Annotated in this window: 17 protein-coding genes; 11 read left to right on the top strand and 6 right to left on the bottom strand. The window is 73.1% G+C overall.

Annotation, left to right across the window (positions count from 1 at the left end):
- Window positions 1-177: 177 nt before the first annotated feature.
- From scy to IEZ04_RS04655, 6 genes are all read left to right on the top strand, one after another.
- Entirely contained in the window at window positions 178-4,155 is a 3,978-nt protein-coding gene (scy, locus tag IEZ04_RS04680; protein WP_189215282.1) for a polarized growth protein Scy, read from the top strand.
- A gap of 350 nt (window positions 4,156-4,505) precedes the next feature.
- Window positions 4,506-5,444: a coiled-coil domain-containing protein gene (locus IEZ04_RS04675; protein WP_189215281.1), complete on the top strand. Its 939-nt coding sequence runs from the start codon at window positions 4,506-4,508 to the stop codon at window positions 5,442-5,444.
- Between the two features lie 84 nt (window positions 5,445-5,528).
- Window positions 5,529-6,491 carry an ATP-binding cassette domain-containing protein gene (locus tag IEZ04_RS04670; protein WP_189215280.1) on the top strand — a complete coding sequence of 321 codons (963 nt, stop codon included), beginning with the start codon at window positions 5,529-5,531 and terminating at the stop codon, window positions 6,489-6,491.
- 2 nt (window positions 6,492-6,493) lie between these two features.
- On the top strand, window positions 6,494-7,264 hold the full coding sequence (locus tag IEZ04_RS04665; RefSeq protein WP_189215279.1) for an ABC transporter permease subunit: 771 nt from the start codon (window positions 6,494-6,496) through the stop codon (window positions 7,262-7,264).
- 111 nt (window positions 7,265-7,375) lie between these two features.
- The gene (locus IEZ04_RS04660; RefSeq protein ID WP_189215278.1) at window positions 7,376-8,575 is read left to right on the top strand and encodes an ABC transporter ATP-binding protein; all 1,200 of its coding nucleotides are present in this window, start codon (window positions 7,376-7,378) and stop codon (window positions 8,573-8,575) included.
- The gene (locus tag IEZ04_RS04655) at window positions 8,572-9,462 is read left to right on the top strand and encodes an ABC transporter permease (RefSeq protein ID WP_189215277.1); all 891 of its coding nucleotides are present in this window, start codon (window positions 8,572-8,574) and stop codon (window positions 9,460-9,462) included. The genes IEZ04_RS04660 and IEZ04_RS04655 overlap by 4 nt, the downstream gene beginning before the upstream one ends.
- Window positions 9,463-9,478: 16 nt before the next feature.
- Here the strand turns inward: IEZ04_RS04655 and IEZ04_RS04650 are convergent, their stop codons facing one another.
- Window positions 9,479-9,811, bottom strand: coding sequence for an Rv1322 family protein (locus tag IEZ04_RS04650; protein WP_189215276.1), 333 nt, complete (start codon window positions 9,809-9,811; stop codon window positions 9,479-9,481).
- 220 nt (window positions 9,812-10,031) lie between these two features.
- Here IEZ04_RS04650 and IEZ04_RS04645 point away from each other — a divergent pair, with 220 nt between their 5' ends.
- Window positions 10,032-11,060: an LLM class flavin-dependent oxidoreductase gene (locus tag IEZ04_RS04645; RefSeq protein ID WP_189215275.1), complete on the top strand. Its 1,029-nt coding sequence runs from the start codon at window positions 10,032-10,034 to the stop codon at window positions 11,058-11,060.
- 210 nt (window positions 11,061-11,270) lie between these two features.
- Here IEZ04_RS04645 and IEZ04_RS04640 read toward each other — a convergent pair whose 3' ends face one another.
- Window positions 11,271-11,663 carry an SCO5389 family protein gene (locus IEZ04_RS04640; protein WP_189215274.1) on the bottom strand — a complete coding sequence of 131 codons (393 nt, stop codon included), beginning with the start codon at window positions 11,661-11,663 and terminating at the stop codon, window positions 11,271-11,273.
- A gap of 309 nt (window positions 11,664-11,972) precedes the next feature.
- Between IEZ04_RS04640 and nucS the strand changes: the two genes are divergently transcribed.
- Window positions 11,973-12,644: an endonuclease NucS gene (nucS, locus tag IEZ04_RS04635; protein WP_189215273.1), complete on the top strand. Its 672-nt coding sequence runs from the start codon at window positions 11,973-11,975 to the stop codon at window positions 12,642-12,644.
- A 100-nt stretch (window positions 12,645-12,744) separates the two neighbouring features.
- Here the strand turns inward: nucS and IEZ04_RS04630 are convergent, their stop codons facing one another.
- The 3 genes from IEZ04_RS04630 to IEZ04_RS04620 form a co-directional block, all read right to left on the bottom strand.
- Complete coding sequence (locus tag IEZ04_RS04630; protein WP_189215272.1) at window positions 12,745-15,333, bottom strand: ATP-binding protein; 2,589 nt, start codon at window positions 15,331-15,333, stop codon at window positions 12,745-12,747.
- Window positions 15,334-15,618: 285 nt separating this feature from the next.
- A complete protein-coding gene (locus tag IEZ04_RS04625) occupies window positions 15,619-15,942 on the bottom strand; it encodes an STAS domain-containing protein (RefSeq protein ID WP_189215271.1) in 324 nt (107 codons plus the stop codon).
- 171 nt (window positions 15,943-16,113) lie between these two features.
- Window positions 16,114-16,962, bottom strand: a complete 849-nt coding sequence (locus tag IEZ04_RS04620; RefSeq protein ID WP_189215270.1) for a 3-hydroxyacyl-CoA dehydrogenase family protein — start codon at window positions 16,960-16,962, stop codon at window positions 16,114-16,116.
- A 260-nt stretch (window positions 16,963-17,222) separates the two neighbouring features.
- Here IEZ04_RS04620 and IEZ04_RS04615 point away from each other — a divergent pair, with 260 nt between their 5' ends.
- Window positions 17,223-17,795: a cob(I)yrinic acid a,c-diamide adenosyltransferase gene (locus tag IEZ04_RS04615; protein ID WP_189215269.1), complete on the top strand. Its 573-nt coding sequence runs from the start codon at window positions 17,223-17,225 to the stop codon at window positions 17,793-17,795.
- Window positions 17,796-17,801: 6 nt separating this feature from the next.
- On the opposite strand, the gene IEZ04_RS04610 is transcribed toward IEZ04_RS04615, so the two are convergent.
- On the bottom strand, window positions 17,802-18,389 hold the full coding sequence (locus IEZ04_RS04610; protein ID WP_189215268.1) for a hypothetical protein: 588 nt from the start codon (window positions 18,387-18,389) through the stop codon (window positions 17,802-17,804).
- 151 nt (window positions 18,390-18,540) lie between these two features.
- On the opposite strand from IEZ04_RS04610, the gene IEZ04_RS04605 reads away from it, so the two are divergent.
- Window positions 18,541-19,746, top strand: coding sequence for a sensor histidine kinase (locus IEZ04_RS04605; RefSeq protein WP_189215267.1), 1,206 nt, complete (start codon window positions 18,541-18,543; stop codon window positions 19,744-19,746).
- Window positions 19,743-20,384, top strand: coding sequence for a response regulator (locus IEZ04_RS04600; protein ID WP_189215266.1), 642 nt, complete (start codon window positions 19,743-19,745; stop codon window positions 20,382-20,384). Before IEZ04_RS04605 ends, IEZ04_RS04600 begins: the two co-directional genes overlap by 4 nt.
- Window positions 20,385-20,507: the final 123 nt, after the last annotated feature.

Genomic DNA, 20,507 nt, shown 5'->3' with positions numbered 1-20,507 from the left:
CGCCGTACTCAGGACGCCGGGATCCGAGGGCCGGGGTCCAGGTTTCGGGGGACGAGGGCGAGGGCGCGAGCCCGCTCCGCCGTTGATCTGACACCATTCCCCCGGGGGCCCCGTTCGGCGGTTGGACGGAGCTCGTATTCCAGAAGCTTGCGACCAGGGGACGGATGGGACCGCGCAGTGCGGGGCTACGAACGCCAGGAGCGAGAGCCGGCGGCTGACGTCGACCACCTCTCTCGGTTCGAGGCCGAGATGGATCGGCTCAAGACCGAGCGGGAAAAGGCGATCCAGCACGCCGAGGACCTCGGCTACCAGGTCGAGGTGCTGCGCGCCAAGCTGCACGAGGCGCGCCGCTCCCTCATGTCCCGGCCCGCCTACGACGGCGGCGACCTCGGGTACCAGGCCGAGCAGATGCTGCGCCAGGCGCAGGTGCAGGCCGACCAGTTGCGCGCCGAGGCCGAGCGCGAGCTCAGCCAGGCCCGCGCGCAGACCCAGCGCATCCTCCAGGAGCACGCCGAGCAGGCGGCCCGGCTCCAGGCGGAGCTGCACCAGGAGGCGGTCACCCGCCGCCAGCAGCTCGACCAGGAGCTCGCCGAGCGCCGGCAGACCGTCGAGTCCCACGTCAACGAGAACGTCGCCTGGGCCGAGCAGCTGCGCGCCCGCACCGAGCAGCAGGCCCGCCGGCTCCTCGACGAGTCCCGCGCCGAGGCCGAGCAGGCGCTGGCCGCCGCCCGCGCGGAGGCCGAGCGGGTCGCCGCCGAGGCCCGCCAGCGGGTGCAGGGCGAGGCGGAGACGGCCCGCGCGGAGGCCGACCAGATCCTGCGCCGCGCCCGCGCGGAGGCCGAGCGGCTGCTGAACGCCGCCTCCACGCAGGCCCAGGAGGCCACCGAGCACGCCGAGCAGCTGCGCTCCGCCTCCGCGAGCGAGTCGGACGCCGCCCGCCGCCAGGCCGCCGAGCTGAGCCGGAGCGCCGAGCAGCGCATGTCCGAGGCCGAGGCGGCGCTGCGCGAGGCCCGCGCCGAGGCCGACAAGGTGGTCGCCGAGGCGAAGGAGGCCGCGGCCAAGGCCCTGGCGAGTGCCGAGGCGGCGAACGAGCAGCGCACCCGGACCGCCAAGGAGCAGGTCGCCCGGCTGGTCGGCGAGGCCACCAAGGAGGCCGAGGCGACGAGGGCGGACGCCGAGCAGGTCGTCGAGGACGCCAGGGCCGAGGCGGAGAAGATCGTCGCCGAGGCCGCCGAGAAGGCCCGCACGATCACCGCCGAGGAGACCGCCTCCCAGCTGTCGAAGGCGGCCAGAACGGCCGAGGAGGTCCTCAACAAGGCGTCCGAGGACGCCAAGAAGACGACCAGGGCCGCCGCCGACGAGGCCGAGCGCATCCGTACGGAGGCGGAGGCCGAGGCGGACCGGCTGCGCGCCGAGGCGCACGACATCGCCGAACAGCTCAAGGGCGCGGCGAAGGACGACACCAAGGAGTACCGCGCCAAGACGGTCGAGCTGCAGGAGGAGGCGCGCCGGCTGCGCGGCGAGGCCGAGCAGCTGCGGTCCGAGGCGGTCGCCGAGGGCGAGCGCATCCGCTCCGAGGCGCGGCGCGAGGCCGTCCAGCAGATCGAGGAGGCGGCGAAGACCGCCGAGGAACTGCTCGCCAAGGCCAAGGCGGACGCGGACGAGCTGCGCAGCACCGCCACGGCGGACAGCGAGAAGGTCCGCACCGAGGCCATCGAGCGGGCCTCCACGCTGCGCCGCCAGGCCGAGGAGACCCTGGAGCGCACCCGCGCGGAGGCCGAGCGGAATCTCGCGGAGGCCGTCGAGCGGTCCGAGAGCATCACGGCCGAGGCCGAGCAGGCGGCCCGTGACCTGCGTGAGGAGACCGAGCGCGCCGTCGCGGCCCGACAGGCGGAGGCCGCTCAGGAGCTGGCCCGGCTGCAGACCGAGGCCGAGCAGCGGCTCGCCTCGGCCGAGGAGGCGCTCGCCGACGCCCGTACGGAGGCGGAGCGCATCCGCCGCGAGGCCGCCGAGGAGAGCGACCGGCTGCGCTCCGAGGCCGCCGAGCGGATCCGTACGCTCCGGGCGCAGGCCGAGGCCGAGGCCGAGCGGCTGCGCGACGAGGCCGCCGCCGACGCGTCCGCCTCCCGTGCCGAGGGCGAGGCCGTCGCCGTACGGCTGCGGTCGGAGGCCGCCGCCGAGGCGGAGCGGCTGAGGACGGAGGCCCAGGAGACCGCCGACCGGGTGCGGGCCGAGGCGAAGGCCGCGGCCGAACGGCTGGCCGCCGAGAGCGCCGAGACGCTGGCCGCCGCGCAGGAGGAGGCCGCCCGGCGCCGCCGCGAGGCCGAGGAGACCCTCGGTTCCGCCCGGCAGGAGGCCGACCAGGAGCGGATGCGGGCCCGCGAGCAGAGCGAGGAGCTGCTGGCGTCGGCGCGCACCCGCGTCGAGGAGGCCGAGACCGAGGCGCGGCGGCTGGTCGAGGAGGCGGACCGGCGGGCGACCGAGATGGTGTCGGCCGCCGAGTCCCACGCCCAGCAGGTGCGCGACTCCGTGGCCGGGCTGCACGAGCAGGCTCAGGAGGAGATCGCGGGGCTGCGCAGCGCCGCCGAGCACGCGGCGGAGCGCACGCGCACCGAGGCGCAGGACGAGGCCGACCGGGTCCGTTCCGACGCGTACGCGGAGCGGGAGCGGGCCGGCGAGGACGCGGCCCGGCTGCGCCGCGAGGCCACCGAGGAGTCCGACCGCGTCCGGCGCGAGGCGGCCGAGGAATCGGACCGCGTCCGGCGCGAGGCGGCCGAGGAGGCGACCCGGGTCCGGCGTGCGGCGGCCGAGGAGTCGGAGGCCGCCAAGTCGCTGGCGGAGCGGACCGTCTCGGACGCGCTCTCCGAGGCCGAGCGGATGCGCGCGGAGGCCGACGAGCACGCCCAGCGGGTGCGGTCGGAGGCGTCCGAGCACGCCCAGCGGGTCCGTACCGAGGCCTCGGACACCATCGCGAAGGCCGAGCAGGACGCCACGCGCACCCGGGCGGAGGCCCGCGAGGACGCCAACCGCATTCGTTCGGACGCGGCCACGCAGGCCGACACCCTCATCACGGAGGCGGCCGCCGAGGCGGAGCGGCTCACCACGGAGACGGCGGCGGAGACCGAGCGGGTGCGCGCCGAGGCGGTGGCGGCGGCCGAGCGGCTGGTCGCGGAGGCGACCGACGACGCCGAGCGGCTGCGGGCCGAGGCGTCGGAGACGGTGGCCTCGGCTCAGGCGCACGCCGAGCGGACGCGCGACGAGGCCGCACGGATCAAGGCCGCGGCGGAGGCGGAGGCCGAGCGGGTCACCGCGGCCGCGCGCGACGAGGCCGGGCGGACGCTGGACGAGGCCCGCAAGGACGCCAACAAGCGGCGGTCCGAGGCCGCCGAGCAGGTCGACAAGCTGATCACGGAGACCGCCGGCGAGGCCGACAAGCTGATGGCGGAGGCGCAGGCGTCCGCGCTGAAGACGACCGCGGACGCCGAGGCGCAGGCCGACACGATGGTCGGCGCGGCCCGCGCGGAGGCCGACCGGCTGGTCGAGGAGGCGATCGTGGAGGGCAACTCCCTGGTGGAGCGGGCCCGTGCGGACGCGGACGAGCTGCTGGTCGGGGCGCGGCGGGACGCCACCGCGATCCGGGAGCGCGCCGAGGAGCTGCGCGACCGCATCACGAGCGAGATCGAGGAGCTGCACGAGCGGGCCCGCCGGGAGTCGGCCGAGACGATGAAGGCGGCCGGCGACCGGTGCGACGCCCTCATCAAGGCCGCCGAGGAGCAGCTGGCGAAGGCTCAGGCCAAGGCGAAGGAGCTGGTCTCGGAGGCCAACTCCGAGGCGGGCAAGGTGCGGATCGCCGCCGTCAAGAAGGCGGAGGGGCTGCTGAAGGAGGCCGAGCAGAAGAAGGCCACGCTCGTCCGGGAGGCCGAGGAGCTCAAGGCCGAGGCGATCCGCGAGGCCAAGGCCACCGTGGAGGAGGGCAAGCGCGAGCTGGAGGTCCTGGTCCGCCGCCGCGAGGACATCAACGCGGAGATCTCCCGTGTCCAGGACGTGCTGGAGGCGTTGGAGTCCTTCGAGGCTCCGTCGAACGGCAAGGACGGTGTGAAGGCCGGGGCCGCAGCGGGGGCCACCCGTTCGGGTGGCAAAGCGTCGGACGGATAGCGAAGCGAGCAAGATGCGGTTACGGTCCCGCCTCGTCGCGCCCGACTTCCGGATGCGCGGTGTCAAGGTTCCGTGACCTAAGGTAACTTGGGCCATCGGCCACAGTGGCGGGAGTACGCACGAGTGGTGCAGGAGGATGCTGGTCCTCCCCGGTACCGCCCGGGCGACAGGGCGCGACGGCGCGTTTTTGCCGGGATTTCGGCACACAGGTCCCGGTGTTTCCCACCCTCGGCCGACCACTCAAAAGGGGTGTCATTGTCCAGATCAAACGCGCATCCGCTCGATGACACGCCGCCACGCCCCCTAGGATTCCACCTATCACCTCACCGGTCTCTTTCGACAGGAACCCCATGAGCGACACTTCCCCCTACGGCTTCGAGCTTGTGCGGCGTGGGTACGACCGCGCTCAGGTGGACGAACGCATCTCGAAGCTCGTCTCCGACCGTGACAGTGCTCTGGCCCGTATCACTGCTCTGGAGAAGCGCATCGAGGAGCTGCACCTCGAGACGCAGAACGCCCAGGCCGCGGTCAGTGACGCCGAGCCGTCGTACGCGGGTCTCGGCGCGCGCGTCGAAAAGATCCTCCGTCTCGCCGAGGAAGAGGCGAAGGACCTGCGTGAGGAGGCCCGACGCGCCGCCGAGCAGCACCGCGAGCTGGCGGAGTCCGCCGCCCAGCAGGTGCGCAACGACGCCGAGTCGTTCGCGGCCGAGCGCAAGGCCGCGGCCGAGGACGAGGGCGTCCGGATCGTCGAGAAGGCCAAGACCGACGCGTCGCAGCTGCGCGCCGAGGCGCAGAAGGACGCGCAGTCCAAGCGCGAGGAGGCGGACGCCCTCTTCGAGGAGACCCGCGCCAAGGCCGCGCAGGCCGCCGCGGACTTCGAGACCAACCTGGCCAAGCGCCGCGAGCAGTCCGAGCGCGACCTGGCCTCCCGTCAGGCCAAGGCCGAGAAGCGCCTGGCCGAGATCGAGCACCGCGCCGAGCAGCTCCGCCTGGAGGCGGAGAAGCTGCGCACCGACGCCGAGCGCCGCGCCCGCCAGACGGTGGAGACCGCGCAGCGCCAGGCCGAGGACATCGTGGCCGACGCCAACGCCAAGGCCGACCGCATCCGTTCGGAGTCCGAGCGCGAGCTGGCCGCCCTCACCAACCGCCGCGACTCGATCAACGCCCAGCTCACGAACGTCCGCGAGATGCTCGCGACGCTCACGGGCGCCGCGGTCGCCGCGGCCGGTGCGCCGGCCACGGACGACGAGCCGATCTCGCGCGGGGTCCCGGCGCAGCAGTCCCGGTAACACCCGGGGGTCTCCCCCTGCGGCACGGAGCCTCCTGTCCACCTGGAGTGGCAGGGGGCTCCGTCGCGTCCTAGCGTGAAACGCATGATCGAGATCGAGGGGCTGACCAAGCGGTACGGCGAGAAGGTGGCGGTCAACAACCTCACCTTCACCGTCCGGCCGGGCCTCGTGACCGGATTCCTCGGGCCGAACGGCGCCGGCAAGTCGACCACCATGCGGATGATCCTCGGCCTGGACCGGCCGACCACGGGCGACGTGCGCATCGACGGCACGCGCTACGACCGGCTCGAGGACCCGCTGACGTACATCGGCGCCCTGCTGGACGCGAAGGCCGTGCACGGCGGGCGGAGCGCGTACCACCATCTGCTGTGCCTCGCCCAGAGCAACGGCATCCCGGCGAGCCGGGTGGGCGAGGTCCTCGACACGGTGGGTCTGAAGGCGGTGGCCCGCAGGAAGGCCAAGAACTTCTCGCTCGGCATGGGCCAGCGGCTCGGTATCGCGGGCGCGCTGCTCGGCGACCCGCGGATCCTGATGTTCGACGAGCCGGTCAACGGGCTCGACCCGGAGGGCATCCACTGGATCCGCACGCTGATGCAGACCCTGGCCGCCGAGGGCCGTACGGTCTTCGTCTCCTCGCACCTGATGAGCGAGATGGCGGTGACCGCGGAGCACCTGGTCGTGATCGGGCAGGGACGGCTGCTCGCGGACACCTCGATGGCGGACTTCATCCGGCGCAACAGCCGGTCGTACGTGCGGGTGCGCACACCGCAGCGCGAGCAGTTGCTCGACGCACTGCGCACGGAGGGCATCACCCCGGCCGGCGCGGACGACGGCGCGCTGGAGGTGGACGGCGTACGGCCGGAGCACCTGGGCGAACTGGCCGCGCGGCACGGGATCGTGCTGCACGAGCTGAGCCCGCGGCAGGCCTCGCTGGAGGAGGCGTTCATGCGGCTGACGGCCGAGTCCGTGGAGTACCACGCGCACACCGGCCCGGCGTCGTCCCCGCCGTCCGGGCAGTGGGGCGCCGGCTGGCGGAAGGGGTCCTGACCATGACGGTGGTACAGGTCGTCCGCTCCGAGTGGACGAAGATCCGCTCGGTGGCGTCCACGGTGTGGACGCTCTCGCTCGCCGTGGTCGTCACCGTCGCCCTCGGCATGCTGATCTCCGCGCTGACGGACCGGGAGTTCGGCCGGCTGGGACCCGCGGACCGCCTCTCCTTCGACCCGACGCTGATCAGCTTCGCCGGTATGAGCCTCGGCCAGCTGGCGATGATCGTCTTCGGCGTGCTCGTGGTGTCGAACGAGTACAGCACCGGCATGATCCGCACCTCGCTGGCAGCCGTGCCGCGGCGCGGCACCTTCCTCCTCGGCAAGATCGCGCCGGCCACGGCGCTCGCCCTGCTCGTCTCGCTCGCCACCGCCTTCGCCGCGTTCTTCCTGGGCCAGGCGATGCTCGACGAGCACGGCACGTCGATCGGCGAGCCCGGTGTGCTGCGCGCGGTGATCGGCGGCGGGCTCTACATGACGCTCATCGCGGTGTTCTCGATGGGCGTCGCCGCGATGCTGCGCTTCCCGATGCTGTCGCTCGGCACCCTCATGCCGTTCTTCTTCCTCATCTCCGGCGTCCTGGGCAACGTCCCGGCGACGGAGAAGGTCGGCCGCTTCCTGCCCGACCAGGCCGGCCGCAGAATCATGCAGGTGGTTCCGCCGGCCGGCGACGACACCCCGTACGGCCCGTGGGGCGGGCTGGGCATCATGGCGCTGTGGGTCCTCGCGGCGCTGGTGGGCGGGTACGTGCTGCTGCGGCGGCGCGACGCCTAGTGGCGAGGGGGGCGGCTGAGCCTTGGTGGGAACCGTCAGCGGCCGGATAAGCTCCTAATCCTTACGGGGGCGTACGACCCGGCGTCCCGATCCTTTCGATGGGTGCGGAGAATGATCGAGGCAGTCGGCCTGACGAAGCGCTACGGCGCAAAGACGGCCGTGCACAACCTTTCCTTCCAGGTACGGCCGGGCACCGTCACCGGCTTCCTCGGCCCGAACGGTTCGGGCAAGTCGACCACGATGCGCATGATCCTCGGTCTGGACAACCCCACCTCGGGCCATGTGACGATCGGCGGCCACCCGTACCGGAAACTGCCGAACGCACCCCGCCAGGTCGGTGCCCTGCTGGACGCGAAAGCCGTGCACGGGGGCCGCAGCGCGCGCAGCCACCTGCTCTGCCTCGCGCAGCTCTCCGGCATACCGGAGCGGCGCGTGGACGAGGTGCTCGGGGTCGTCGGCCTGCAGGACGTGGCCCGCAAGCGGTCCAAGGGGTTCTCGCTCGGCATGGGGCAGCGGCTCGGCATCGCCGCGGCGCTGCTCGGCGACCCCCAGGTGCTGCTCTTCGACGAGCCGGTCAACGGCCTCGACCCGGAGGGCATCCTCTGGGTGCGCAACCTGATGAAGTCCCTCGCCGCCGAGGGACGCACCGTCTTCGTGTCCTCGCACCTGATGAGCGAGATGGCGCTGACCGCGGAGCACCTGATCGTGATCGGGCGGGGCCAACTCCTCGCCGACATGAGCGTGCGGGACTTCATCGCGGCGAACTCCGCGGACTTCGCGCGGGCCCGCACCCCCGATGCCGAGCAGCGGGAGAAGCTGACGGCCGCGCTGACGGAGGCGGGCGGACAGGTGCTGCCCGAGCCCGACGGCGCGCTCCGCGTCACCGGGCTGCCGCTGCCCCGGATCAGCGACCTAGCGCACGAGGCCGACGTACGGCTGTGGGAGCTGTCGCCGCACCAGGCCTCGCTGGAGGAGGCGTACATGCGGATGACGCAGGCCGCCGTCGACTACCGCTCGACGACCGACCAGCGGGAGGGGCTCATGCAGCCGCTGCCGCCCGGGGTGCAGCCCCCGATGCCGGTGCCCGGGCAGGGCCAGCCGGGCTGGTACGCCCCGCCGCCGCCCCAGCAGGGCGGTCAGCCCTTCGCTATGCCGCAGCCGATGCCGCAGGCCACCGGCCCGTACGGCGCACCGGCCGCCCCGTCGCCCGGGAACCCGTACGCCGCCCCGGCGCCCGCGGAGCCCGCCACGCCCGCGCCCGCGCCCGCGCCCGCGCCCGCCGACCTGACCAAGCCCGAGGACGCCCGATGAGCACGCCCCAGCCCTCCGCGCCCCAGCCGCCCGCACCGCAGCACGCGCCCCAGCCGCCCGCACCGCAGCACGCGCCGCAGCAGCCCGCGCCCCACTGGCAGCCGGCGCCCGGCCCGTCCTCGTACACCTCGCCCATCCCCGTCGTGCGCACCCACCTCGGGCACGCGATCGCCTCCGAGTGGACGAAGATCCGCTCGGTCCGCTCCACGATGTGGACGCTCGGCGTCTTCCTGCTCCTGGTGGTCGGCATCGGGTTCCTGGTCGCCCTGCAGACGACCGACCTCGACTACCGCGACACCCCGTACACCATCCCCGCCCTCTTCGGCCTGATCCTCGGGCAGATCTGCCTGATCACGCTGGGCGTGCTGGTGGTCTCGTCGGAGTACGGCACGGGGATGATCCGTACGACGTTCACGGCCTCGCCGCAGCGCCACCGGGTGCTCGCCGCCAAGCTCATCATCTTCTTCGCGGTGGCGTTCGTCGTCTCGGCCCTCGCGATCGGCGTGGTCGGCCTGTTCTCGGCGGGTCTGCACAGCGGGGCGGGCGGCGCGCCGTGGGGCGGCACGGTCGTCATCGGCGCCCTGTACGTCTCGCTGCTCGGTGTCCTCGCGCTCGCGGTGGGCTCGATGCTGCGGCACTCGGCGGGCGCGATCACCACGATGCTCGGCGTGGTGCTGGTCCCCGCGATCCTGCCCGCGTTCCTGCTGATCTCCGAGAGCCTGCGCCCGGTCGCCGAGAAGGTGCTGGAGTACAACGCCATCAACTCCCTCGCCGCCGTCTTCGACGTGGGCGGCGACGGGGGCGGCCGTCAGCTCGCCGTCCTCGCCGTCATCACCGCCGCGGCGATCGCCGGCGCGTTCGCGCTGCTGGACCGCAGGGACGTGTGACCGTCCGCGGCCACGGCTAGTAACGCGGGGCGTTACGGGACCGCTGCACCGGGGAGGTGCGGCGGTCCCGCGCGTTCCAGCAGGCCTTGTGCCAGTGGCGGCGGTCGTCGACGCCCGCGTACTCGGGCCAGGCGACCACGTGCGGCACCGCCGAGGGGATCATCTGGTCGCAGCCCGGGCAGCGGTAGGTCTTGCCCACGGCGCTCGCGCCCGCGACGTGCCGGACGCTCCACTCCTCGCCCCGCCAGTCCTCGGTGGACTGCCAGCCGCCGTAGCGGTCGGCCCGGTCCGCGTCGGCGCTCCGGCCGGACGAGTCGGCACCCTTGGGTCGGTTACGACGCGGGGACACAGAACACCTCACGGGGCTGCACGGGGAGCATGGATCTCCTCCAGCCTACGCGGGCCGCGCGCGGGCGGGTGCCCCCCGACGAACCGGCACACATCCCCCTCTGACGAGCACATTCGGCGGACAATCCGCAAAACCCGTAGCCCGCCGTGTCTCAGGCACGTGTCAGACGGTTATGCCAGTGGGGGAGCTCCGCGTCGGAGCCGAGAAAGCAGGAAATACCATGCGTGTTGGAAGTTTTGTCATCGCGGCCCAGTTCCCGGGCCAGGGTCAGGGGGAGGCGCTGCACCGCGCCGTGCGGACGGCCGTGGCGGCGGAGGAAGCGGGTCTGGACTCGGTCTGGCTGGCCGAGCACCACTTCGTCCCCTACGGGACCTGCCCGTCGGCGATCACCCTGGCCGCGTTACTCCTCGGCCGCACCCGCCGGATCCGGATCGGCACCGCGGTCAGCGTGCTCCCCACCGTCCACCCCGTGGCCCTCGGCGAGCAGGCGGCGCTGCTGCACGTGACGTCGGGCGGCAGGTTCTCGCTCGGCGTGGGCCGCGGCGGGCCGTGGGTGGATCTCGAGGTGTTCGGTACGGGCGTCGAGGCGTTCGAGACGGGGTTCCCCGAATCACTCGATCTGCTGGTGCGCTGGCTGCGCGAACCGTCGGTCGGGGCTTCGGGGGAACGGTTCTCCTTCCGCGAGGTCCCGGTCGTCCCGATGCCGGCCGACTCCCTGCACGGTGCCCCGGGTCCCGAGGTCGTCGTCGCGTGCACCTCTCCCGCGACCGTCCGGCTCGCGGCCGAGCGCGGGCTGCCCATGCTGCTCGGCATGCACGTCGGAGACGAGGAGAAGGCGGAGATGGTCGCGCTGTGGCAGCGGTACGCACGCGCGGCGGGCCGTACGGCGGACGAGATCACCGGTGCCGCGCACGTCTCCGCCGGGGTCTGCCAGGTCGCGGACCGGAGGACGGACGCCGTCGAGGTGCTCACCAAGGCGATGCCGGGATGGCTGCGGCAGGGACTGGCCGCGCATGTGACGGTGGACGGCCGTGCCCGCGCGATGCGGGATCCGCGGACGTACACCGAACTGCTCTGCGATCTGCACCCGGTGGGTTCGCCCCGGCTGTGCGCCGACCGGCTGGCGGCGACCGCCGAGCGGACGGGCATCTCGCGCTTCGCGCTGCTCGTCGAGGGCTCCGGCGACCTGTACTGCACCGAGGAGAACGTACGGCGGATCGGCTCCGAGGTCCTCCCCCAGCTGCGCTGAGCGGCCGGACCACGGCCCGGCCGCCCGGATGCGGCCGAGCCGCGGACTTGTACGACGGGTCCCCGACCGGCCCGGCACCGGTGGCACCGGTGCGGCCGGGCCGCGGACCCGTGCCGCGGTCGGGGACCGCGGCACGACGGGGACTTGCCGCCCCAGTACCTGAGCACCTCCCGCGTACGGGACGACAAGTCAGGGTGCCGAGGGCTGCGCTCAGCAGTCCCGGAGCTCCGGGGACTGGTTCAGCAGCTGGTTGCGGACCGAGGTGAAGCGTGCCAGCGTGTCGTCCACCGCGGAGTCCAGCGGGAAGACCGCCACCCGGTGGCAGTTCTGGAAGGCCAGCCGCACACCGAAGTGCCGCTGCAGCGCGCCGCGTATCGCGTCACTCGCGAGCGCACGCAGCAGCTGGCCACGTGCCTGCTCGTCCGGCGGCGGCGTCTGGTTGTCGGCGAAGTCTCCGCCGTCCACCTTCAGCTGGGCCACCAGGGAGCTGATCATCTCCCATGCAAAGGGCAGGGAGGTCCGGACGCAGTCGACGAAGGCCGCTTCGTCGACCTCGCCTCGCTCGGCCTGTTCGAGTAGGGCCGGTGAGACGTCGAGCGACATGGGTTCTCCTCTCGAACCCCCGCGGGAACGGGGGCTGACGGACAGGGAAGGAGTCCGCGAAGTGACCACTCTGTGTGCATGGATCGCGACCTCCTGTTTCCACCGTAGGCACAGCGGGGTGACCGCACCAGGAGGAAGGCGCTCCGATAGTCACAATCAGCCATTAATGATCAGAGTTGCCTACGGCACGTGACAATTGGCAGCGTGCGCGCGGCGCGGAACGGCGCGTACCGGGCCGGTGGGCGCTCACAGCCGTGATGAGGTGGGCGAATCGCGTCCGCCGAGGGGTGTCGAGTAGCGTTTCCGACCATGCGTCTCGTCATTGCCCGGTGCTCCGTCGACTACGCCGGCCGGCTCACCGCCCACCTTCCCTCGGCTCCCCGTCTCATCCTGGTGAAGGCGGACGGCAGCGTCTCGATCCACGCGGACGACCGGGCCTACAAACCCCTCAACTGGATGTCGCCGCCCTGCACGCTGAAGGAGGGTTCCGGCGACGAGGAGGGCGTCTGGACGGTCGTGAACAAGGCGGGCGAGAAGCTCATCATCACGATGGAGGAGGTCCTGCACGACTCCTCGCACGAGCTCGGCGTCGACCCCGGTCTGATCAAGGACGGGGTGGAGGCCCATCTGCAGGAACTGCTGGCCGACCGCATCGAGACCCTCGGTGAGGGCTACACGCTCATCCGCCGCGAGTACATGACGGCCATCGGTCCCGTCGACATCCTGTGCCGCGACGCCGAGGGCCGGACCGTCGCCGTCGAGATCAAGCGGCGCGGGGAGATCGACGGTGTCGAACAGCTCACCCGTTACCTGGAACTGCTGAACCGCGACCCCCGTCTCGCCCCGGTCCGCGGCATCTTCGCGGCCCAGGAGATCAAGCCCCAGGCCCGCGTCCTGGCCACCGACCGCGGCATCGGCTGCCAGGTTCTGGACTACGACGCGCTGCGGGGCATCGAGGACGACAAACTTCGCTTGTTCTGAGCGGTGCGCTTACGGCCGGGGGCCGGGTCCGTGATATCGGGACCCGGCCCTCGCCTCGCTTCCGTCGCTCCGGTACGGATCCGTCCCCGCAACCGCACCGTCAGGTGTTCACCGGGTCGCCCGCCGAGCCGGTGCCGGTACTCCCCGGGGTGCCGGCCGGACCGCTTTCGGTCGTCGGGGCGCCGGGGGCGGTGCCGCTCGCCGAGGTACTCGTCTCCGGCGGGGGCGGGTCCTCCGGCTGCTCCGTCTCCTCCGGGGGCGTCGTCGACTCCGGCGGGGTCACCGGGTCGCTCGTGGAGCCGGTGGGCTCCGGGTCCGGGTCCGGCTCCGATGTGTCCCCCGGCGGTGTCCCGGGCTTCGTGGGCGTGGACGGGCTCTTGGAGGGCGTAGCCCCCGACGGTGACCCGCTGCCGCTGGGCTCGTCGTCGTCCGGCTTCCGGCTGCCGCTCGGGTCGTCCGACGGTTCGGCGCTGCCGGTCGGCGAGGGGTCGTCCGCCGTGCCCGGCGTGCCGTCGGGCCCCGGGTCCGTGGGCGTGGTCACGGTGCCCGGGTCGTCGTTCGGGCCCTGCTTCGCACGGTCCGCGCCCAGGCTGTCGTCCTCGAAGCCGGGGCTGGCCGACGGATCGACGCCGACCTGCTCGGACGGGGCGTTCCCACCGCCGTCGGAGGTGGCGCCCAGGGTCACCACGGTGCCGAGCACGGCGGCGAGCAGCGCGCCCGCGCCAGCGGCCACCAGGTTGCGCCGGGCGCCGCTGACCAGACGGCCGCCGATGCCTCCCTTGGAGGCAGCGGTGCGCTGTGCGACCACCGCCGGGGACCGGTCGTGGGGCTGGGGCGTGGGGTACGACGCGGCGGCGGGTGCGGCCGGGACGCCGCCGGGCGGCGAGGCCGACTCCTCGTGCCGGGCGTCCGGCACCTCCTCCCCCGCGGCCGTGCGTCCGCCGGGCGGAGTGGCCCCGGAGCGGTCGGCGACCAGGGCGAGGGCGCGTCGGCCCGCGACCGTGCCGCGCTTGTCGGCGAGGGCGCCGCGCAGGCCGATGGAGGTCTCCAGTTCGGCGCGGGCCCGGTCGAGCTGCCCGGAGAGCAGCGCCAGGACGCCCAGCTCGTGGTGGAAGTAGGCCTGCTCGCCCACCTCGCCGGCGAGCCGGGAGGCCTCGGCGCCCGAGCGCAGCGCCCGCTCCCAGGCGCCCCAGTCCAGGCCCGCGGCGAACGCGGGCGCGGCCTGCCGGGCCAGCCGCACGGCGGCGCTCTCCTCGCCCTCGCCCGGCGGCGTCGCAAGCGGGACGAGGACGGTCAGCGCGGCGAGGACGGCGTCCGCCTCGGCCGTGACCCGCTCGGGGGTGACCGAGGGGTGCCCGGCCCACCAGGAGTAGTGCTGGGCGACGGAGACGGCTCGCTCCTCGGCGTCGTCGGCGTACCCGGCGGCCTCCAGCTGGGCCAGCACCCCGGCCGCGAGCCGGTACCGGGCGCCGACCGGGGTGACGAGTGCGGTGCTCACCAGCTCCGCCAGGGCCGCGTCCGCGTGGGTGTCCCCCACCAGCGCGGGCAGATGCGCCTGGTGCGGCACCTCGCCGCCGAGCGCGACCGCGATCCGCAGCGTCTCGCGCGCCGACTCGCTCAGCCGGGACGCGAGCAGCGCGGCGGGGGCGGCGGCCTCGGCGAGCGACGGGAGGGGCGCGTAACCGTCCCCCGTGTCCCGGGGCACGTCGCCCGGCTCGGACGACGCGGGCGTCCGGGAGTCCGGTGCCTCCGCGAAGACACCGAGGTCGTCGACGGCGTCCGAGTCGGCGCGCAGCCGGTCCCGCTGCCGCAGCAGCGCCCCGGCCTGCACGAACCTCAGGGGCAGCCCCTCGGACTCGAACCAGAGGTCGCCTGCCCAGGTCGTCTCGTCCTCGGTGAGCACCCGGCCGACGGCACGCTCCAGGAGGTGCAGTCCCGCGTCGCGGCCGAGCCCGCCGAGGACCACCTCTTCGAGGGAGGAGCCGGCGGACGGCCCGGGTACGTCGGGCGTGGCGGCGATCAGGAAGGCGCACTCGGGGGTGGCGTCGAGCAGTTCGTCGAGCGCGCCGCCGCCGAACTCCACGTCGTCCAGGACGACGACCGCGCCGATCTCACGGACGTACGCGAGGAGCTCGTCCGGCCCGGGCCGGTGGAGCGGCGCCGCGTGCACGGCGGCGAACAGGTCGTACAGCAGGTCGGCGGGGGTGCGGCGATGACCGGTCAGCCGGACGACGCCGTCGGGCGCGAGACCGGCGCAGTCCTCGGCGACCAGGTCGAGCAGTGCGGTGCGGCCGGAGCCGGCGGGGCCGGTGAGGTGGACGGAGCGGCCGCGGGCGAGGAGCCGTACCAGCCGCTCGCGCTCCTCGTGGCGCTGGAGGAGCGGCATCCGGGGCCGGGCGGGGCCGGAGGGGGCGGGCGGCCGGGCGGCGCGGTCGAGTTCGGTGCGCTCGGCGGCCGGGTGCTTCCCGGGCCTGCCGGGGCGCTCCGCGGGCGGGCAGTTCTCGACCTCGCTGCCGTCGACGGGGTTGACGGTGAGCAGGAAGTCGCCCGTGACGACCTGGACGGTGCGGGCGAGCGCCGGCGCGTGCTGGCCGAAGTCGGGTGTCAGGGCCTCGCGTGGCGGGCGCGGGCGAGGCGCCCGGCCGTCCTCGTGGCCGTACTCGTCGGATCCCGGGCTGGTCGGGTCCATAGGTTCTCGCCCCCCAAAAGCGTCGTGTGCCTCTCAGCCCCTCCCGGCCGTGCCGCACACCGCGCTGTCGCTTCTGGTCCGGTGCCCACTCGAGGGTCTGAAGACGGCGGGCAGCCGCACCCTAAACCTTGAGTCAGTATCCCTGACCAGGCGGGGTACCGGTCCGTCCGAGACGTCACAGTCTCATGAGGATTGCGTGTGCGGTGTGCTTGGCTCCCGGGTCGTCCGGGTGTCCCGTGTCCGCCACGTCACACGTGTGTCGTACGTGCCCGCGCGCACATGGGTTCACACGCGGGGCAGCGACTCCACTCCAATACCGCCCTCGATGGCGAGGATCCGGTGCAGCCGGGTGGCGACCAGGAGCCGCTGCATCTGCGGCGGTACGTCACGCAGCACCAGCCGCCGCCCGCACCGTCCGGCCCGCCGGTGGACGCCCATGATCACGCCGAGTCCGGTGGCGTCCCAGGAGTCCAGCTGTGACAGGTCGAGCACCAGGTCGCCGGCTCCGTCGTCGACGGCCGAGTGCAGGACCGTACGGGCGTCCGCCGCGCTGCGTACGTCGAGGCGGCCCCCGACGACCAGCTCGGCGTGGTCGCCCCTGATGAACATATGCGCTCCCCGCGAGTGCGTGTCCGCACCGGTCGTTGTCGGTGATGCAACCTCTGACGTCGTCAAGAACCCCAGAGGTTGCCCCTTGTAAGCGAGTCGACACCGATTTCAGCTCAAAGTGTGAAAGCTGACCTTCTTTCACTTTCTCACCGAGCTGCGGTCGACGGCCGCTCAGTGCTTGTAGAAGCCCTGCCCGCTCTTGCGGCCGATGTCACCGGCATCCACCATCCGGCGCATCAGCTCCGGCGGGGCGAACTTCTCGTCCTGCGACTCGGTGTAGATGTTGTTCATGGCGTGCAGCAGGATGTCCACGCCGGTGAGGTCGGCCGTGGCCAGGGGGCCCATGGCGTGCCCGAAGCCCAGCCGGCAGGCGAGGTCGATGTCCTCGGCGCTGGCCACGCCCGACTCGTGGAGTTTCGCGGCCTCGGCGACGAGGGCGGCGATGAGCCGGGTGGTGACGAAGCCGGCCACGTCACGGTTGACGACGATGCAGGTCTTGCCGACGGACTCGGCGAACTCCCGGGCGGTGGCGAGGGTTTCGTCGCTGGTCTTGTAGCCGCGGACGAGTTCGCAGAGCTGCATCATCGGCACGGGCGAGAAGAAGTGCGTGCCGACGACGCGCTCGGGGTGCTCCGTCACCGCCGCGATCTTGGTGATCGGGATGGCGGAGGTGTTGGAGGCGAGCACGGCGTCCGCGCGCACGATCTTGTCGAGCGTGCGGAAGATCTCGTGCTTCACGTCGAGCTTCTCGAAGACCGCCTCGACGACGACGTCCGCTTCGGCGGCGGCGTCCAGGTCGGTGGTGGGCGTGATGCGCGCCAGGGCGGCCTCGGCGTCGCGCGCCTCCATCCGGCCCTTGCCCACGAACTTGTCGTACGAGGCCTTGATGCCGTCGGTGCCGCGCGTGAGGGCTTCGTCGGTGACGTCGCGCAGGACGACGTCCCAGCCCGCCTGCGCGGAGACCTGGGCGATACCGGACCCCATGAGTCCGGCTCCGATGACGGCGAGCTTCCGTGCCACTATCGACTCCTCTTTGAACGATCGCACGAGCGCTTGCACGCTGGAACTTCGGTGGGTGTCCCCCCGTGCGGCGGCGCCGAGCGGTCGAGGGGCCTCTCTGGCGGACACTAGCGCTCGTGAGAGGCCTTGTGACCGGTAAGTAACGCGCGTCACGTCTCACATGACGGACATCACACCGTGGAGGGCCGCCCGTCGCCCCGGACGGCGTAGTTGAGCACCTTCGCGCTCAACGGTGCTTCCGGCGTAACTACGCTGGGTGGATGGTCAACCTGACGCGCATTTACACGAGGACCGGCGACAAGGGCACCACGGCCCTGGGGGACATGAGCCGGGTGCCCAAGACCGACCTGCGGATCTCCGCGTACGCCGACGCCAACGAGGCCAACGCGGTCATCGGCACGGCGGTGGCGCTGGGCCGTCTCGACGAGGAGGTCGTGAAGGTCCTCACCCGGGTGCAGAACGACCTGTTCGACGTCGGGGCCGATCTGTCGACGCCCGTCGTCGCCGATCCGGAGTACCCGCCGCTGCGGGTCGAACAGCCGTACATCGACAAGCTGGAGGCGGACTGCGACCGCTTCCTGGAGGACCTGGAGAAGCTGCGCTCCTTCATCCTCCCCGGCGGCACCCCCGGCGCGGCCCTGCTGCACCAGGCGTGCACGGTCGTCCGCCGGGCCGAGCGGTCGACGTGGGCGGCGCTGGAGGTCCACGGGGAGACGATGAATCCCCTGACCGCCACCTACCTCAACCGGCTGTCGGACCTCCTGTTCATCCTCGCGCGCACGGCCAACAAGGAGACCGGCGACGTGCTGTGGGTGCCGGGCGGGGAGCGCTGAGACCCGCTACCGGCCCGCGGCCGACTCCCGTGCCGGCCGCTCCTCCTTCGCACCGTCCCCTTCCGGCGGCTTCTTGGGGAAGACGAAGTGGGCGAGGGCGAAGAGTCCGTGGAACGTGGCCGCCCGCCAGGCCACGTGCATCCAGCTCTGCAGGGACGTCGTACGGTCCGGATCGCCCACGTACCACATCGCGACCAGCAGCAGGGCGGTCGCGACGGCCGCGCCGAGGAGCGTGCCCAGCCACACCCTGCCCTCGTGGCGGGCCCATGCCATGCCGTGACGCGGCGGTCCGGCGGGCTTCGGGGCGCCGCCGAGGCGGTGGGCGGCGTGCCCGTCGAGCCACTGCACCGTGCGGTGACCGTGGCCGACGGTGTAGCCGATGTAGAGCGCGGCCAGGCCGTGCGTCCAGTCCGGATCGGCGCCGTTCCTGAGGTCGATCGCCGTGACGACCAGCAGCAGGACCTCCAGCAGCGGCTCGCACAGCAGCAGGGCCAGGCCCAGGCGCGGCTTGCCCAGCAGATAGCGCGCGGCCAGACCCGCGGCCAGCAGCACCCAGAAGCCGACCTCACAGACGATGATCAGCGTGACGATCACGGCTCGCTCCTCTCGGTCACCCTTCCAGGCTCCCGTCCCGGGACGGCCAGATCGTCGTCGGCGGTGACGAGACCGCCGTACATCGAAGGATGCAGTCCGGACCCTCCCCCAGGATCAGGCGGAGGACGGCCGGGGCGTGTTGGATGGTGGCATGGCCGTCACGCTCCCCCGCCCGCACCGCCTCGACGTGGGCATCGCGCTCGCGGGGCTGTTCGGCGGACTGCTGCTGTGGGGCATCGGACTGGACATGCGGCCCGACGACCAGCCGCAGGTGCTGTGGGAAGGCCCCTGGCTCCCGCTGGCGCCGCTCGTCGTGATGGCGGGCTGCGAACTGCTGCGCCGGACGGCCCCGCGCACGGCGCTGCTGGCCGGCACCGCCGCGATCGCCGTCGATCTGTGCACGCGGGGCAGCCTGGCCACGGTCGTGATGTACACCGACGTCCTGTACGCGGCCGTCCTGTACGGGCCGTCGGCGTTCGCCCGCCGCATGCCGTGGATCAGCGCACTCTTCACCGTCGCCGTGACGGTGGTGGCGGTCGCGGTGCTGCAGGGGCCGGAGGCGCTGCTGGTCGGCGTGGCGGCGGGCGCCGTGACCTTCGCCTCCGCCGCCACCGGGCTGATCGTGCGCAACCACCGCGACGCCGCAGAGGCCGCCCGGCTGCGTGCCGAGCAGACCGCCCTGCTCGCCGAGATGGACCGCGTCCAGGCGGTCACCGCCGAGCGCTCCCGGATGGCCCGCGAGCTGCACGACGTGGTCGCCAACCACCTGTCCGCGATCGCCATCCACGCGACGGCGGCCCAGTCCCTCGACGACCCGGAGACCACCCGGCAGGCCCTCGGCGTCATCCGGGAGAACAGCGTCGAGGGGCTCGCGGAGATGCGCCGTCTCATCGGCATCCTGCGCGACCACGGCGGCGGCACCGAGCCTGCCGCCTCCCCCACGCTGGACGGGCTGGACGCGCTCGTCGAGGGTTTCCGCGGCCACGGCCTGGACGTCGTGCTCGACGCCTCCCCGGGCGGCCCGCTGCCCGCCCCGGTGGAGCTGGCCGCGTACCGCATCGTGCAGGAGTCCCTCACCAACGTCCTCAAGCACGCGTGCCCCGGGCGGGTCACGGTGGTCCTGACCCGCTGCGACGACCGGCTCGACCTCACCGTGACCAGTCCGTACGGAGACCGGGACGGGCCGCGCGCCCCCGGTTCCGGTGCCGGTCTGGTCGGCATGCGGGAGCGGGCCGCCCTGCTGGACGGCAGCTTCGAGGCCGGCCCCGAGAGCCTGCCGGACGACCCGGACGCCAGGGTCTGGGCCGTCCGCGCGTCCCTGCCCACCACCCGGCACCCGCTAGGAGAACCCGCATGATCCGCGTGCTCGTCGCCGAGGACCAGTCCGCCGTACGCGCCGGGCTCGTGCTGATCCTGCGCAGCGCACCCGACATCGAGGTGGCCGGCGAGGCGGCCGACGGCGAGCAGGCCGTGGCCATGGCCCGCGAGCTGCGCCCGGACCTGGTGCTGATGGACGTTCAGATGCCGCGCCTCGACGGGGTCACCGCCACCCGGCGGATCGTCGCGGAGCACCTGGCCGACGTACTCGTGCTGACCACCTTCGACCTCGACGAGTACGTCTTCGGGGCGCTGCGGGCGGGCGCCTCCGGCTTCCTGCTCAAGAACACGGACGCGAAGGACCTCATAGCGGCCGTACGGACGGTCGCGCGGGGGGAGGGCACGATCGCGCCCGCGGTCACCCGGCGGCTGATCGCCGAGTTCGCCGCGAAGCCCGTACGGGAGCCGGCCGCCGATCCGGGCGTGCTGGACTCCCTCACCCGGCGCGAGCGCGAGGTGTTGTCCTGTCTCGGTGAGGGGATGTCGAACGCGGAGATCGCGGTGCGGCTGGAGATGGCTGAGGCCACGGTGAAGACGCATGTGAGCCGGCTGCTCGGCAAGCTGGAGCTGCGCAGCCGCGTCCAGGCGGCCGTCCTGGCGCAGGAGTTGGGGATCTGACACGGATCGCCCGGCACGGAGCGCCCGGCACGGAGCGCCCGCGGCCGGGAAGAGGGCCGAGCGGCCCCAGGGTAGTGCCCCGAAGAGCAGTGGTCCAGACCTATTGACCTGTGGTACAGACCT

It is taken from the genome of Streptomyces ruber (genome assembly GCF_014648075.1).
Taxonomy (GTDB): domain Bacteria; phylum Actinomycetota; class Actinomycetes; order Streptomycetales; family Streptomycetaceae; genus Streptomyces; species Streptomyces ruber.
This window is presented reverse-complemented; position numbering and strand designations above follow the sequence as displayed.

Coding starts and splice junctions, on each gene's coding strand:
- IEZ04_RS04675 (WP_189215281.1), top strand. CDS start 4,506: ATGAGCGACACTTCCCCCTACGGCTTCGAGCTTGTGCGGCGTGGGTAC.
- IEZ04_RS04670 (WP_189215280.1), top strand. CDS start 5,529: ATGATCGAGATCGAGGGGCTGACCAAGCGGTACGGCGAGAAGGTGGCG.
- IEZ04_RS04665 (WP_189215279.1), top strand. CDS start 6,494: ATGACGGTGGTACAGGTCGTCCGCTCCGAGTGGACGAAGATCCGCTCG.
- IEZ04_RS04660 (WP_189215278.1), top strand. CDS start 7,376: ATGATCGAGGCAGTCGGCCTGACGAAGCGCTACGGCGCAAAGACGGCC.
- IEZ04_RS04655 (WP_189215277.1), top strand. CDS start 8,572: ATGAGCACGCCCCAGCCCTCCGCGCCCCAGCCGCCCGCACCGCAGCAC.
- IEZ04_RS04645 (WP_189215275.1), top strand. CDS start 10,032: ATGCGTGTTGGAAGTTTTGTCATCGCGGCCCAGTTCCCGGGCCAGGGT.
- IEZ04_RS04640 (WP_189215274.1), bottom strand. CDS start 11,663: ATGTCGCTCGACGTCTCACCGGCCCTACTCGAACAGGCCGAGCGAGGC.
- nucS (WP_189215273.1), top strand. CDS start 11,973: ATGCGTCTCGTCATTGCCCGGTGCTCCGTCGACTACGCCGGCCGGCTC.
- IEZ04_RS04630 (WP_189215272.1), bottom strand. CDS start 15,333: ATGGACCCGACCAGCCCGGGATCCGACGAGTACGGCCACGAGGACGGC.
- IEZ04_RS04625 (WP_189215271.1), bottom strand. CDS start 15,942: ATGTTCATCAGGGGCGACCACGCCGAGCTGGTCGTCGGGGGCCGCCTC.
- IEZ04_RS04615 (WP_189215269.1), top strand. CDS start 17,223: ATGGTCAACCTGACGCGCATTTACACGAGGACCGGCGACAAGGGCACC.
- IEZ04_RS04605 (WP_189215267.1), top strand. CDS start 18,541: ATGGCCGTCACGCTCCCCCGCCCGCACCGCCTCGACGTGGGCATCGCG.
- IEZ04_RS04600 (WP_189215266.1), top strand. CDS start 19,743: ATGATCCGCGTGCTCGTCGCCGAGGACCAGTCCGCCGTACGCGCCGGG.